11 protein-coding genes and 1 pseudogene are annotated in these 14,720 nt (G+C 69.7%); all 12 read left to right on the top strand.

Going from position 1 to position 14,720, the window contains the following annotated elements:
- Positions 1-589: pseudogene (locus VGX25_RS01355) on the top strand (ABC transporter ATP-binding protein); the annotation flags it as partial.
- A gap of 25 nt (positions 590-614) precedes the next feature.
- Positions 615-1,412, top strand: coding sequence for an ABC transporter permease (locus tag VGX25_RS01360; RefSeq protein ID WP_326915644.1), 798 nt, complete (start codon positions 615-617; stop codon positions 1,410-1,412).
- Positions 1,413-1,415: 3 nt separating this feature from the next.
- Complete coding sequence (locus VGX25_RS01365; RefSeq protein WP_326915645.1) at positions 1,416-2,255, top strand: ABC transporter permease; 840 nt, start codon at positions 1,416-1,418, stop codon at positions 2,253-2,255.
- Positions 2,252-3,586, top strand: coding sequence for an MCE family protein (locus tag VGX25_RS01370; RefSeq protein WP_326915646.1), 1,335 nt, complete (start codon positions 2,252-2,254; stop codon positions 3,584-3,586). The genes VGX25_RS01365 and VGX25_RS01370 overlap by 4 nt, the downstream gene beginning before the upstream one ends.
- Positions 3,583-4,614, top strand: coding sequence for an MCE family protein (locus VGX25_RS01375; protein ID WP_326915647.1), 1,032 nt, complete (start codon positions 3,583-3,585; stop codon positions 4,612-4,614). The genes VGX25_RS01370 and VGX25_RS01375 overlap by 4 nt, the downstream gene beginning before the upstream one ends.
- Entirely contained in the window at positions 4,614-5,615 is a 1,002-nt protein-coding gene (locus tag VGX25_RS01380; RefSeq protein ID WP_326915648.1) for an MCE family protein, read from the top strand. The genes VGX25_RS01375 and VGX25_RS01380 overlap by 1 nt, the downstream gene beginning before the upstream one ends.
- Positions 5,612-6,808 carry an MCE family protein gene (locus VGX25_RS01385; RefSeq protein WP_326915649.1) on the top strand — a complete coding sequence of 399 codons (1,197 nt, stop codon included), beginning with the start codon at positions 5,612-5,614 and terminating at the stop codon, positions 6,806-6,808. Before VGX25_RS01380 ends, VGX25_RS01385 begins: the two co-directional genes overlap by 4 nt.
- An 11-nt stretch (positions 6,809-6,819) precedes the next feature.
- A complete protein-coding gene (locus VGX25_RS01390; RefSeq protein WP_326915650.1) occupies positions 6,820-7,980 on the top strand; it encodes an MCE family protein in 1,161 nt (386 codons plus the stop codon).
- Entirely contained in the window at positions 7,980-9,248 is a 1,269-nt protein-coding gene (locus tag VGX25_RS01395; RefSeq protein ID WP_326915651.1) for an MlaD family protein, read from the top strand. Before VGX25_RS01390 ends, VGX25_RS01395 begins: the two co-directional genes overlap by 1 nt.
- Before the next feature lie 18 nt (positions 9,249-9,266).
- On the top strand, positions 9,267-9,818 hold the full coding sequence (locus VGX25_RS01400; RefSeq protein ID WP_326915652.1) for a hypothetical protein: 552 nt from the start codon (positions 9,267-9,269) through the stop codon (positions 9,816-9,818).
- A gap of 21 nt (positions 9,819-9,839) precedes the next feature.
- Positions 9,840-10,826, top strand: coding sequence for a hypothetical protein (locus VGX25_RS01405; protein ID WP_326915653.1), 987 nt, complete (start codon positions 9,840-9,842; stop codon positions 10,824-10,826).
- Between the two features lie 357 nt (positions 10,827-11,183).
- Positions 11,184-14,675, top strand: coding sequence for a DNA-directed RNA polymerase subunit beta (locus VGX25_RS01410; protein ID WP_326915654.1), 3,492 nt, complete (start codon positions 11,184-11,186; stop codon positions 14,673-14,675).
- Positions 14,676-14,720: the final 45 nt, after the last annotated feature.

Here is a 14,720-nt window from a genome sequence, read left to right on the forward strand (position 1 = left end):
CCTGGGCATGCTGTTTCGCCGGGAGTTGGTCATGTTCGGGCCGCGGGAGGTGTTGCTGACGTCGGACGAGCCGGTGGTCGAGCAGTTCCTCAACGGCCGGCGGCTCGGTCCGATCGGCATGTCCGAGGAGAAGGACGAGGCGACCGCCGCCGCGGAGGCCGCGCACGCCGCGGCCGGCCACTCCGACGGCTCGCCGGACGAGGACGTGCGCGGGATCGTCCCGCAGCTGCAGCCGACCCCCGGGCTGCCGGAACGGATGGCCGTGCGCCGCCGCAAGGACCGGGTCATGAGCATCCTGCACACGCTGCCGCGGGCCGCGCAGGAGGGGATCATCGAGTCGCTCACGCCGGAGGAGCAGCGGCGCTACGGCGTGCACCCGCACATGCTGGTCACCGCGGGCACCGTGCGGCAACCGGTCGAGCCCCCGGCGCCGACCCCGCCGGTCCGCCCGTCGCCGCGACCGCGCACCGCGCCCCAGCCGGAGCCGAACCCGCAGCGCTTCCAGGGTGATCTCGGTGATCGGCAGATCGCCCGGCTCCCGGAGTCGGACTGGCGGTCGCCCCGGCCCGGGGCGGGTGATGACGCGTGAGCGAGCTTGCGAGCGAACAATGCCGATGACCGCGCCGACCGCGCCGGCGAGGAAGTTCCCCGGTGCCGGAGCACTGCGTGAGACCGGCCGGCTGTTCGCCCTTGGCCTCGACGTTCTGGTCAACATCCCGAGGCGGCCGTTCCAGTTCCGGGAGTTCATCCAGCAGTGCTGGTTCATCGCCAGCGTCACGATCATCCCGACGGCGCTGATCGCCATCCCGTTCGGCGCGGTGGTCGCGATGCAGCTGGGGACGCTGATCGTGCAGCTCGGCGCGCAGTCGTTCACCGGCGCCGCGAGCGTGCTGGCGATCATCCAGCAGGCCGCGCCGGTGGTGACCGCGCTGATGGTGGCCGGCGCCGGCGGCTCGGCCATCTGCGCCGACCTCGGCGCGCGCACCATCCGCGAGGAGATCGACGCCATGGAGGTGCTCGGCGTCAACCCGGTCCAACGGCTGGTGGTGCCGCGGGTGCTCGCCATGGTCGTGGTCGCGGTGCTGCTCAACGGGCTGGTCAGCGTGGTCGGGGTGATGGGTGGCTACTTCTTCAACGTGGTGCTGCAGGGCGGCACGCCGGGCGCCTACCTGGCCAGCTTCTCCGCCCTTGCCCAGCTGCCCGACCTGTGGATCAGCGAGATCAAGGCGGTCGTGTTCGGGTTCATCGCCGGGGTGGTCGCGGCCTACCGCGGCCTGAACCCCAAGGGCGGCCCGAAGGGCGTCGGGGACGCGGTGAACCAGTCCGTGGTGATCACGTTCCTGCTGCTGTTCTTCGTCAACTTCGTGCTCACGGCGGTGTACCTGACCGTCGTGCCGCAGAAGGGGAGCTGACGGATGGCCCAGATTCCCGACGCCGCACGGCGCGCCGCACGGGCCCCGCTCGGCATGCTGGACCAGCTGGGCGACCAGCTCTCGTTCTACCTCCGCGCGCTGGCCTGGATCCCGCGCACGCTGCGCCGCTACACGAGCGAGACCATGCGGATCCTGGCCGAGGTGAGCTTCGGCAGCGGGGCGCTGGCGGTGATCGGCGGAACCATCGGCGTGATGATCGGCATGACCGTGTTCACCGGCACCGTCGTCGGCCTGCAGGGCTACGCGGCGCTGGACCAGATCGGCACCGCGGCGTTCACCGGCTTCGCCAGCGCCTACATCAACACCCGTGAGGTCGCCCCGCTGATCGCCGGCCTCGCCCTGTCGGCGACGGTGGGCGCCGGGTTCACCGCGCAGCTGGGCGCCATGCGCATCTCCGAGGAGATCGACGCGCTCGAGGTCATGGCCGTGCCGAGCCTGCCGTTCCTGGTCACCACGCGGATCATCGCCGGGTTCATCGCGATCATCCCGCTGTACGTGATCGGGCTGCTCAGCTCGTATCTCGCCTCGCGCACCGTGACGGTGTACTTCTACGGCCAGTCGGCGGGCACCTACGACCACTACTTCAACCTGTTCCTACCGCCGCAGGACGTGTTCTGGTCGTTCGGCAAGGTGCTGATCTTCAGTGTCGCGATCATCCTGGTGCACTGCTACTACGGCTACCGGGCCAGCGGCGGCCCGGCCGGCGTGGGTGTCGCGGTGGGACGGTCGGTGCGCACCACGATCGTGACCGCGGCACTGCTGAACTTCTTCATCGGCTTCGCGATCTGGGGCACGACGGTGACGGTGAGGATCGCGGGATGAGCTCGCAGGCGGGTGTGACCGTGCGGCGCCGGCTCCTCGGCGTCGGGTTCATCGTGCTGATCGCGGCGCTCATCGCGCTGTCCATCTCCATGTACAACAAGGCGTTCACGCCGTTCGTGACGGTGACGCTGCAGACCGACAAGGTCGGCAACCAGCTCAACGTGCTCGGTGACGTCAAGGTCCGCGGCCTGATCGTCGGGGAGATCCGCAAGATCACCCCGAAGGCCGACGGCGCCGAGCTGGAGCTGGCGCTGGACCCGGAGAAGGTCGACCTGATCCCGCGCAACGTCACCGCCCAGTTCATTCCCAAGACCCTCTTCGGGGACCGCTACGTGGCCCTGCAGATCCCGGACAACCCGGCCCCGGTGCCGCTGCGCGGCGGGGACGTCATCCAGCAGGACAAGTCGAAGAAGGCGGTGGAGCTGGAGGCGGCGCTCGAGCACCTGCTGCCGGTGCTGCAGGCCGTCCAGCCGGAGAAGCTGTCCAGCACGCTGACCGCGATCGCCACCGCGCTCGACGGCAGGGGCAAGCCGCTCGGCGAGACCATGGCCGAGCTGGGGCGGCTGGTCGGCGAGCTGAACCCGCACCTGCCGCAGCTGCAGCACGACGTCGCCGCGCTGGCCGAGCTGTCCGACACCTACACCGAGGCGCTCCCGGACATCATCACCGCGCTCAACGACCTGACCGTCACCTCGCGGACGGTCGTCGAGCAGCGGGCCAACCTCGACGAGCTGTACGCCAGCCTGACCACGTCCACCCAGAACCTCGACGCGTTCCTGAGGGCCAACAAGGACAACCTGATCCAGCTCGCCGACCGGTCCCGGCCCACGCTTGAGCTGCTGGCCAAGTACGCGCCCGAGGTGCCGTGCTTCATGGAGCAGATGGCCGGCCTTGTCGACCCGGCCAACGAGCTGCTCGGCCGAGGCGCCGGGCCGCCGGGGCTGAGCGCGACGATCGAGATCGTGGTCAACCGCGGCCCGTACGAGCCGGGCGAGGACACCCCGCGGTTCGACGAGCACCGCGGCCCGCGCTGCTACGACCCGGCCGACTACTGCGTCCCGTTCCCCGAGCAGCCGCCGGAGGGGCCGCTGCGCGACGGCACCTCGCCGACCCCGCCGCCGCGGCAGTCGTGCGACAAGACGCCGCCGCCGGCCACGATCCCGTCCGCCGCGACGGGTGCGGGCCTCGGCCTGCCGAACTCCCCGCAGGAACGCGAGCTGCTGGCCAACCTGCTGGCCCCGGAGTTGGGCACGGATCCGGGCGGGGTGCCCGGGTGGAGCAGCCTGCTCATCGGGCCGCTGTTCCGCGGGGCGGAGGTGTCGTTCCGATGAGGAACCTCGCCGCCCCGCTGACCAAGTTGGCGATCTTCATGGTGGTCACGATCGCGGCCACGTCGGTGCTCGCGATCAGCATCGCCAACCTGAACCTGAGCTCGACCAACAGCTACACGGCCCGGTTCTCCGACGCCACGCTGCTGCTGCCCGGCGACGACGTGCGCATCGCCGGAGTGCGGGTCGGGCAGGTCGAACAGGTCAGCATCGTCGACCGCAAGCAGGCCGAGGTGCGCTTCTCGGTCGGCGCCGACCGCAAGCTGCCGGCCAGCGTCACCGCGCAGATCAAGTTCCGCAACCTGGTCGGCCAGCGGTACATCTCGCTCGGCCAAGGCGTCGCCCGCGACCCGAACGCGGTGCTCGAGCCGGGCGGCAACATCCCGATCGAGCGCACCCGCCCGGCGCTGGACCTCACCGAGCTGTTCAACGGGTTCAAGCCGCTGTTCCGGGCGCTGAACCCGGACGACGTCAACAAGCTGTCCTACGAGCTGATCCAGGTGCTGCAGGGGGAGGGCGGCACGGTGGAGAGCCTGCTGGCCCACACCGCCTCGCTGACCACCGCGCTTGCCGACAAGGACAAGGTGATCGGGGAGCTGATCGGCAACCTCAACGGCGTGCTGGACACCGTCAACGCCCGCGGACCAGAGCTGTCCGACCTGATCGCCACCCTGCAGCGGCTGGTGTCCGGCCTCGCCGCCGACCGCGAGCCGATCGGCGACGCGGTCGAGGCGCTCGGCGGGCTGGCCAACACCACCGCGGGCCTGCTCGAGGAGGCCCGCGCCCCGCTCAAGCAGGACATCGCCAACCTGGGCGTGCTGACCGACCGGCTCAACGCGCACGAGCAGGAGGTCGAGCACTTCATCCAGTTCCTGCCGACCAAGACCGCGACGCTGACCAGGACCGTCAGCTACGGGTCGTGGTTCAACTTCTTCCTCTGCTCGGCGGAGGGCGCGGTGGTCATCCCGGGCCTGATCACCCAGCCGGTCAACGTTCCGATCGCCAAGGCGAACCTGGCGAGGTGCACCTGATGAAGCCGTTCAGGTCACGCAACCCGATCACGATCGGTGTCATCGGGATCATCGTCATCGCGCTGGCGTTCATCGCCGCGATGTTCTCCGACGACCTGCCGATCATCGGCGCCGGCACGGCGTACAGCGCGGAGTTCAGCGAGGCGGCCGGCCTGGCCCCGGACGACGAGGTCCGGATCGCCGGAGTCAAGGTGGGCAAGGTGTCCGACGTCGAGCTGGACGGCGACCGGGTGGTGGTGACGTTCCGGGTGAAGGACGCCTGGATCGGCGACCGGACCTCGGCGGCTATCAAGATCAAGACGCTGCTCGGCCAGAAGTACCTGTCGCTTGAGCCGGACGGGTCCGGCGTGCTCGACCCGGACCAGCGGATCCCGCTGTCCCGCACCACCGCGCCCTACGACGTGCTCGAGGCGTTCCGCGGGCTGGCCGAGACGGTCAACGCGGTGGACACCGAGCAGCTGGCCCGCAGCTTCGAGGTGATCGCCGAGACGTTCGCCGACACCCCGGACGAGGTGAAGGGCGCGCTGGCCGGCCTCCAGTCGCTGTCGACGACGGTCGCCTCCCGCGACGCCGAGCTGGCCCGGCTGCTGTCGAACACCCGGCAGATCAGCCAGACGCTGGCCGACCGGGACGCCGAGGTGGCCAAGCTGCTCGAGGACGGCAACCTGCTGCTGGCCGAGATCGGCAAGCGGCGCGACGCGATCAGCGCGCTGCTGGACGGCACGGTGGCGCTGTCCAAGGAGCTGCGCGGGCTGGTGGACGACAACAACGGCCAGCTGGGCCCGGTGCTGACCAGCCTGGACCAGCTGACCGCGATGCTGCAGCGCAACCGCGACGCGCTGGCCAACGGCATCAAGAACATGGCGCCGTTCGTGCGGCTGTTCAACAACGCGGTGAGCAACGGGCACTGGTTCGACAACTACATCTGCGGTCTGCTGCCGCCCGCCGCGCCGATCCCCGGGATCAACGAGCAGGGCTGCCTGGGGAGGGTCAACCGATGACCATCGACACCCGAGGTGGCAAGGACTTCGCCCGCGTCGTGGCGATCGCCGTCGTGCTGGCCCTTGTGATCGCCGCGGCGCTGTGGTGGGTGCTGCGGGAGGCCAACGACAAGCGGTACAGCGCGGTGTTCAACGGCGTCGTCGGCCTGTACGAGGGCAACGACGTCCGGGTGCTCGGCGTGAAGGTCGGCGCCGTGGAGAAGGTCACGCCGCAGGGCGACCGGGTGCTGGTGGAGGTGGCGGTCGACCGGGGGGTGAAGATCCCCGCGGACGCCAAGGCGGTGATCGTCGCCCCGTCGCTGGTCAGCGACCGGTACGTGCAGTTCGCCCCGGCCTACACCGGCGGGCCCGAGCTGCCCGTGAACTCGGTGATCCCGCGCGAGCGCACGTCCACCCCGCTGGAGGTCGACGACCTCTACGCCAGCCTGAACCGGCTGTCCACCACGCTGGGCCCCAACGGGGTCAACAAGGATGGCGCGCTGTCCGACCTGCTCACCACGCTGGCGCGCAACGCGGAGGGCAACGGGCAGGCGCTCAACGACACCGTGACCCAGCTCAGCCGGCTGTCTAGCACGCTGTCCGGCAACTCAGACGACCTGTTCGCCACCGTGGACAACCTGCAGCGGTTCACCACCATGCTGGCCGCCAACGACTCCGCGGTGCGCCAGTTCTCCCAGCAGGTCACCGACGTGACCAACTTCCTGGCCGGCGAGCGGGCCGATCTGGCCGCCGCGGTCGACCAGCTTGGCGTCGCGCTCGGCATGGTGCGGCAGTTCATCGACGACAACCGGGCCAAGCTCAAGTCCAATGTGGACAAGCTGGCCTCGGTCACCCAGGTGCTGGTGGACCAGCGGGCCGCGCTGGCCGAGGTGCTCGACGTGGCCCCGCTGGCGCTGTCGAACATCATCAACTCGTACAACGGGTCGGCCGGAACGCTGGATGCCCGCAGCAACATCAACGAGCTGACCCAGCCGCCGATCGTGCTGGTGTGCAGCCTGCTGCGGCAGGGAACGCCGGCCCAGCTGCCACCCGTGCTCGCCGAGACCTGCGACTCGCTCGCCCCGGTGGTGCAGGGCCTCGTGCCGCTGCCGTCGCCGGCCGAGGTGATCGTGTCCTTGCAGCAGGGCAAGCTCCCGCCGCTGCCGCTGCCCCTGGCCAGCGCGGTGTACGGCACCGAGGGGGCGACCCGATGAGACCTCGTGCCATGGCCGCCCTCCTCTGCGCCGGCGTGCTCGCCCTCGGCGGGTGCGGGTTCACCGGCATCTACGACCTGCCGCTGCCCGGCGGCGCGGACGTCGGCGACCACCCGTACCGGGTGAAGGTGCAGTTCACCGACGTGCTCGACCTGGTGCCGCAGTCCGGGGTGAAGGTCAACGAGGTGGCCGTCGGCCGGGTAGAGGAGATCAACCTGGCCCCGGACGGCTGGACCGCCGAGGTGACCCTGCTGGTCAACGGCGACGTCAAGCTGCCGGCCAACGCCTCGGCCAAGCTGCGCCAGTCCAGCCTGCTGGGGGAGAAGTTCATCGATCTGTCCACGCCACCGCAACCACAGGGCACGCTGACCGACGGCGCGCTGATCCCGGTCAACCGGACCAACCGCAACACCGAGGTCGAGGAGGTCCTCGGCGCGCTGTCCATGCTCCTCAACGGCGGCGGCGTCGACCAGCTGCAGAAGATCTCCCAGGAGCTCAACGCCGCCCTCGAGGGCAACGAGGCCAACATTCGGTCCACATTGGACAACGTGACGACGTTCGTGTCCACTGTGGACGCCAGCAGGACCGACATCACCCGGGCCATCGACGGGCTCAACCGGCTGGCCGGCACGCTCAACACGCAGCGCGACCAGATCGCCACCGCCATCGACGACCTCGGCCCCGGGCTGCAGGTGCTTGCCGACCAGCGCTCCCAGCTGGTCACCATGCTGCAGGCGCTGGACGCGCTGTCCGCGGTCGCGGTGGACACGGTGAACCGGAGCCAGGCGGACATCGTCGCCGACCTCAAGGCGCTCATGCCGGCGCTGCAGAAGCTCGGCGAGGCCGGCAACGACCTGCCCAAGGCGCTCGAGCTGCTGCTGACGATCCCGTTCCCGGACGAGGCGGTCAACGACGTCCGGGGCGACTACTTCAACCTGTTCGCCAAGATCGACCTGAACCTCCAGTCGGTGATCGACAACCTGAGCCGGTCGCGTAACAACCCGCTCGGCGACCTGCCGATCCTTGGCGAGCTCACCGGCGGGCAGCAGGGCGCGGCAACCGGCTCGCCGCTCCCGTCGACCGGCGCCGGTCAGGCCGGCCCGCAGCAGCAGCCGTCCGGGAGCACGGGCGCCTGCGGCATCCTCGAGGCCTTGTTGGGGGGATGCAAGTAATGCTCACTCGGAGGGTTCGCCTGCAGCTCGTCGCGTTCGCGGTGATCGCGGTGCTGGCCGTGGTGTACGCCGCGTTCCGGTTCACCGACCTCGGCAAGGTGTTCGGCGCCGAGGGGTACACGGTCCGGATGAACCTGGCCGAGTCGGGCGGGATCTTCAGCAACGCCGAGGTGACCTACCGCGGGTTCAACGTCGGCCGGGTCGGGGACATCCGGCTCACCCGGGACGGCATCCAGGTCGACCTGAACATCGAGCCCGACGCCCCGGCCATCCCGGCCGACCTCGACGCGGTGGTGGCCAACCGGTCGGCGGTCGGCGAGCAGTACGTCGACCTGCGCCCGCGCACCGACGCCGCGCCCTACCTGTCCGGCGACTCGGTGATCCCGGCGAACCGCACGAAGACCCCGGTCCCCACCGACACCGTGCTGCGCGACCTGGACAGCCTGGCCACGTCGGTGCCGACCGACGCACTGCGCACCGTGGTCGACGAGCTTTACCTGGCGTTCAAGGGAACCGGCCAGGACCTGCAGGTCCTGCTGGACAGCACGCGCGACCTCACCAAGGCCGCCACCGCCAACCTGCCGCAGACCATCCAGCTGATCAACACCGGCGGCACGGTGCTGGACACGCAGAACGCGGAGGCGTCCAACATCACCGCGTTCGGCCATGACCTGCGGCTGCTTGCCGAGCAGCTGAAGACCTCAGATCCGGACATCCGGCGGCTCATCGCCGCCACCCCGCCCGCGGCCAACTCGGTGTCCACCTTCCTGTTCGAGTCCGGCAACAGCCTGTCCGTCGTCCTGGCCAACCTGCTGACCACGGCGAACATCGTGCTGGTGCGCAACGACGGGGTGGAGTACTCGCTGGTCGCCTACCCGCTGCTGGCCGCCGCCGCGCAGGGCCTGCTGGCCTCCGGCGACGGCACCGCGCACCTGGGCCTCGCGCTCAACCTGTTCGACCCGCCGCCGTGCACCCGGGGCTACGAGAGCACCGTGCGCCGCGACGGCAACCAGACCGGCCCGGCGCCGTCGACGCCGGAGCGGACTTACTGCGCGGAGCCGCCGGGCAGCCCGATCTCCGTGCGCGGCTCGCAGAACGCGCCGTTCAACGGCGTGCCCCGGGAGCCAAGCCAGGCCGAGATCGCGGCCAATGCCGACCGCCCGCGGGAGCAGCTCGCCGAGCTGGCCCGGCGCAGCGTCCCCGGCACCCTGTCCGAGCCGGGCCTGAGCCCGCTGAGCCTGGCCTCGCTACTCGGCCTGGTCAGCTGAGATCTAGTCTGGAGAATCATGACGAACGTCGACGACGGCGCGGAGCCCGCCGCCCGCAAGCGGTGGCAGAGTCCCCTGCTGCTCGGCGCGATCGCGCTGGTGGTCGCTGCCGCCGCGGTCGCGACCTGGTTCGCCGTCGCCTGGATCAAGGCCAGCAACGACCCGTCACTCGACCGGGCCAAGGTCCGCGACGAGGTCGACCGGGTGTCCCGCGAGGCGATCAAGACATTCCACACGCTCGATTACCACAAAGTGGACGAAGGGTTGAACAACTGGGAGGCGGCCTCGGTCGGCCCGCTGCACGACGAGGTGATCGGCCGGCGGGCCAGCAGCAAGCAGGCCATCGAGGCCGCGAAGACCGTGACGTCCGGCAACGTGCTCTCCCTCGCGGTGACCGATCTCAACGAGTTCGACGGCACCGCCACCGTGATTGCCGCGGTGGAGGTCACCGTCATCCCGGAGGGCAAGCAGCAGGACAAGAAGTACCTGCGGATCCAGGGCTCCCTGCAGCGCACCGACGGTGGCTGGAAGCTGTCCGGCATCGGCCCGGTGGATTTCGCCCGCAACTGACTTCGTCGAGAGGATCCCGAGTTGCCCCCGACCCGCCGCCACCCCCGAACCACGACGCCGCCGACCCGGCGGCCGCGGGTGGCCGGTCTGCGCCGGCCGGGTGCCGCGCCCGGCAAGCGCACCGAGCCCGCTGCCGACCACACCGACCAGCAGATCGCCCCGGTCGAGCCGGCGCCCGTCGAGGCGACCGACCCGACCCCGACCCCGACGCCGGTCGACATCGAGGAGCCGCCGGTCGAGGCCGACGCGACCGGGCCGGAGTCGGTCGACACCGAGGTGATCTCCGAGCCGGTGATCGGCGCGCCGACCCCCGAGGAGAGTGCCGCCGAGGAGAGCCCGGACGAGCAGCCGGCCAGGTCGCGGCCGTCTGGCAAGCACCGCTGGACCGGCCGGGCCCGACCGGTCGACCTCGCCGAGGCCGAGGCGGAGGTGGCCGGCGCGGAGCCCGTCCGCACCCGGCGGGACACCACCCTCGGCTGGGCGGTCACGCTCGGCGTGCTCGCCGTCGCCCTCGCCGTGCTCGCCGTGATCTTCCACGGCAAGGCCACCAGCCGCAGCGAGGGCGCCGACGTCAACAACAGGGCCCTGATCGACCCGGCCACCCAGAGCGAGGTGGTCCGCCAGCTGCGGGCCGCCGTCGAGAAGGCGTTCACCTACAACTACACCGACCTGGACAGCACGGCCAAGGCGGTCCAGGAGAACCTGACCGGCAAGGCGCTGTGCGAGTACGAGCAGCTCTACGGCCAGGTCAAAAAGCTCGCTCCGGAGCAGAAGCTGGTCCTCACCACCCAGGTGCGGGAGATCGGCGTGACCCGCCTCGAGGGCGACCGCGCCGCGCTGCTGGTCTTCGTCGACCAGCGCACCACCCGCGCCGATCAGAACCAGACCACCGCCAGCGGCGCCCAGTTCGGGATCAACGCCGAGCGGCAGAACGGCACCTGGAAGATCACCAACATCGACATGCTCGGCCAACCCCTGCCCAACGGCCAAGCGGCCCCGCAGTGCTGACGGTCCGGCGCCGGGCGCTTCCGCCGGGTTGCGATCCTGGTTGCGTGCGCGGAACGGGTTTGCCCGCCTCTACCAGCAACTCTGGGTAGCTAATTACTCGACCAGAGGTAGGGATCATGGCGCGGCATCTTGACTCGACGGCGTGGCAGGGTCACGCTGTTTGTCAGCACGCACTCCAGCGGGAGGACCGGTTGAGCGGCGGGCCTGGACAGTCGCCGGTTTGATGGCTAGACTGCCCCTTTGCGCTGCCCACTTTCGCATGCCCTAGACTGGTGGGTACCACCGCACCCTTGACAGGCGCGCTACCACTTGCTAGCGCGGCTGCTCAGACCGCTCATAGTCCTGGAAGGACGCATCTTGGCAGTCTCCCGCGCGACCAAGGCCACTGCGACCAATTCCACTGCATCGAACTCAGGAATCCCCGGAGCTCCCAGCCGGGTCTCCTTCGCGAAGATCCGTGAACCCCTGGGCACCCCCAACCTGCTAGACCTGCAGATTCAGTCGTTCGAGTGGTTCACCGGAGCCGAGTCCTGGTTTCAGCGACGCATCGACGCCGGCGACGACAATCCCATCGGGGGCCTCGAGGAGGTCCTGAACGAGATCTCCCCCATCGAGGACTTCTCCGGCTCGATGTCCCTTTCCTTCTCCGACCCGCGCTTCGACGAGGTCAAGGCCTCGGTCGAGGAGTGCAAGGACAAGGACATGACCTATGCGGCGCCGCTGTTCGTCACCGCCGAGTTCACCAACCACACCACCGGCGAGATCAAGAGCCAGACGGTGTTCATGGGTGACTTCCCGGTCATGACCGACAAGGGCACCTTCATAATCAACGGAACCGAGCGGGTCGTGGTGTCCCAGCTCGTCCGGTCCCCGGGCGTCTACTTCGACACGGCCGTCGACAAGACCACCGACAAGGACGTCTTCACCGTCAAGGTCATCCCCAGCCGCGGCGCCTGGCTCGAGTTCGACGTCGACAAGCGCGACACCGTCGGGGTCCGCATCGACCGCAAGCGCCGCCAGCCGGTCACGGTCCTGCTCAAGGCGCTCGGCTGGAGCACCGAGCAGATCCGCGAGCGGTTCTCGTTCTCCGAGACGCTGCTGGCCACGCTGGAGAAGGACCACACGGCCGGCACCGACGAGGCGCTGCTGGACATCTACCGCAAGCTGCGTCCCGGTGAGCCGCCGACCAAGGAGAGCGCGCAGACCCTGCTGGAGAACCTGTTCTTCAAGGAGAAGCGCTACGACCTGGCCAAGGTGGGCCGCTACAAGGTCAACAAGAAGCTCGGGCTCACGGTGGCGCAGGACGTCGGCGTGCTGACCGAGGAGGACATCGTCACCGCCATCGAGTACCTCGTCCGGCTGCACGCGGGCGAGACCTCGATGAACGCGGCCAACGGCGAGACCATCCCGGTCGAGGTGGACGACATCGACCACTTCGGCAACCGGCGGCTGCGCACGGTCGGCGAGCTGATCCAGAACCAGATCCGGGTCGGCCTCTCCCGCATGGAGCGCGTCGTCCGCGAGCGGATGACCACCCAGGACGTCGAGGCGATCACGCCGCAGACACTGATCAACATCCGCCCGGTGGTTGCGGCGATCAAGGAGTTCTTCGGCACCTCGCAGCTGTCCCAGTTCATGGACCAGACCAACCCGATCGCCGGGCTGACGCACAAGCGCCGGCTGTCCGCGCTCGGGCCCGGCGGCCTGTCCCGGGAGCGGGCCGGCATGGAGGTCCGCGACGTCCACCACTCGCACTACGGCCGGATGTGCCCGATCGAGACGCCGGAGGGCCCGAACATCGGCCTGATCGGCTCGCTGTCGAGCTACGCGCGGGTCAACCCGTTCGGCTTCATCGAGACGCCGTACCGCAAGGTGGTCGAGGGCCAGGTCACCGACCAGATCGACTACCTGACCGCGGACGAGGAGGACCGGCACGTCATCGCGCAGGCCAACGCGCCGCTCGACGAGCTGGGCCACTTCGCCGAGGAGCGCGTCCTGGTCCGCAAGAAGGGCGGCGAGGTCGAGTTCATCGAGCCGTTCGACGTGGACTACATGGACGTCTCGCCGCGGCAGATGGTCTCCGTGGCCACGGCCATGATCCCGTTCCTCGAGCACGACGACGCCAACCGCGCGCTGATGGGCGCGAACATGCAGCGTCAGGCCGTGCCGCTGCTGCGAAGCGAGGCGCCGCTGGTCGGCACCGGCATGGAGCTGCGTGCCGCGGTGGACGCCGGCGACCTGGTGGTGGCCAGCAAGTCCGGCGTGGTCGAGGAGCTGTCCGCGGACTACGTCACGGTGATGGCCGACGACGGCACCCGGCAGACCTACGGGCTGCACAAGTTCCGCCGGTCCAACCAGGGCACCTGCATCAACCAGAAGCCGATCGTCGCCGAGGGCGACCGGATCGAGGCCGGCCAGGTCATCGCCGACGGCCCGTGCACCGAGAACGGTGAGATGGCGCTCGGCAAGAACCTGCTGGTCGCGATCATGCCGTGGGAGGGGCACAACTACGAGGACGCGATCATCCTGTCCCAGCGCCTCGTCGAGCAGGACGTCCTCACCTCGATCCACATCGAGGAGCACGAGATCGACGCGCGCGACACCAAGCTGGGCGCCGAGGAGATCACCCGGGACATCCCGAACGTGTCCGAGGAGGTGCTCGCCGACCTCGACGAGCGCGGCATCATCCGGATCGGCGCCGAGGTCGGCGCCGGCGACATCCTGGTCGGCAAGGTCACCCCGAAGGGCGAGACCGAGCTGACCCCGGAGGAGCGCCTGCTCCGCGCGATCTTCGGCGAGAAGGCGCGCGAGGTTCGGGACACCAGCCTCAAGGTGCCGCACGGCGAGACCGGCAAGGTCATCGGCATCCGGGTGTTCAGCCGGGAGGACGAGGACGAGCTGCCGCCGGGCGTCAACGAGCTGGTCCGGGTGTACGTGGCGCAGAAGCGCAAGATCCAGGACGGCGACAAGCTGGCCGGCCGGCACGGCAACAAGGGCGTCATCGGCAAGATCCTGCCGGTGGAGGACATGCCGTTCCTGCCGGACGGCACCCCGGTCGACGTCATCCTGAACACGCACGGCGTGCCGCGCCGGATGAACATCGGCCAGGTGCTGGAGACGCACCTCGGCTGGATCGCCAAGCAGGGTTGGAAGATCGAGGCCGACGCCACGTGGGCCAGCCGGCTGCCGGAGGAGCTCTACGAGGCCGAGCCGAACACCCTGACGGCCACGCCGGTGTTCGACGGCGCCAAGGAGGACGAGATCACCGGCCTGCTCGGCTCGACGCTGCCCAACCGGGACGGCGAGCGGCTGGTCGGCGAGGACGGGAAGGCGGTGCTGTTCGACGGCCGCTCCGGCGAGCCGTTCCCGTTCCCGGTCGCGGTCGGCTACATGTACATCCTCAAGCTGCTGCACCTGGTCGACGACAAGATCCACGCCCGGTCCACCGGCCCGTACTCGATGATCACCCAGCAGCCGCTCGGTGGTAAGGCGCAGTTCGGTGGCCAGCGCTTCGGTGAGATGGAGTGCTGGGCGATGCAGGCCTACGGCGCGGCGTACACGCTGCAGGAGCTGCTGACGATCAAGTCCGACGACGTGCTCGGCCGGGTCAAGGTGTACGAGGCGATCGTCAAGGGCGAGAACATCCCCGAGCCGGGCATCCCGGAGTCGTTCAAGGTGCTGCTCAAAGAGCTGCAGTCGCTGTGCCTCAACGTCGAGGTGCTCTCCAGCGACGGCGCGGCCATCGAGATGCGTGACTCGGACGACGAGGATCTCGAGCGCGCGGCCGCCAACCTGGGCATCAACCTGTCCCGCAACGAGTCGCCGTCCGTAGATGACGTAGTGAACTGACGAACCTCGCCGCGCCCGGCGGCGGCCCGTTCGAGATCCTCGTCG

Source organism: Actinophytocola sp., from assembly GCF_035942955.1.
In the GTDB taxonomy this organism is placed as follows: domain Bacteria; phylum Actinomycetota; class Actinomycetes; order Mycobacteriales; family Pseudonocardiaceae; genus DASYTH01.

Excerpts from the sequence above, each read along its gene's own strand:
- VGX25_RS01390 (WP_326915650.1), top strand. The coding sequence starts at position 6,820 with ATGGCCGCCCTCCTCTGCGCCGGCGTGCTCGCCCTCGGCGGGTGCGGG.
- VGX25_RS01375 (WP_326915647.1), top strand. The coding sequence starts at position 3,583 with ATGAGGAACCTCGCCGCCCCGCTGACCAAGTTGGCGATCTTCATGGTG.
- VGX25_RS01380 (WP_326915648.1), top strand. The coding sequence starts at position 4,614 with ATGAAGCCGTTCAGGTCACGCAACCCGATCACGATCGGTGTCATCGGG.
- VGX25_RS01370 (WP_326915646.1), top strand. The coding sequence starts at position 2,252 with ATGAGCTCGCAGGCGGGTGTGACCGTGCGGCGCCGGCTCCTCGGCGTC.
- VGX25_RS01365 (WP_326915645.1), top strand. The coding sequence starts at position 1,416 with ATGGCCCAGATTCCCGACGCCGCACGGCGCGCCGCACGGGCCCCGCTC.
- VGX25_RS01385 (WP_326915649.1), top strand. The coding sequence starts at position 5,612 with ATGACCATCGACACCCGAGGTGGCAAGGACTTCGCCCGCGTCGTGGCG.
- VGX25_RS01360 (WP_326915644.1), top strand. The coding sequence starts at position 615 with ATGACCGCGCCGACCGCGCCGGCGAGGAAGTTCCCCGGTGCCGGAGCA.
- VGX25_RS01395 (WP_326915651.1), top strand. The coding sequence starts at position 7,980 with ATGCTCACTCGGAGGGTTCGCCTGCAGCTCGTCGCGTTCGCGGTGATC.
- VGX25_RS01400 (WP_326915652.1), top strand. The coding sequence starts at position 9,267 with ATGACGAACGTCGACGACGGCGCGGAGCCCGCCGCCCGCAAGCGGTGG.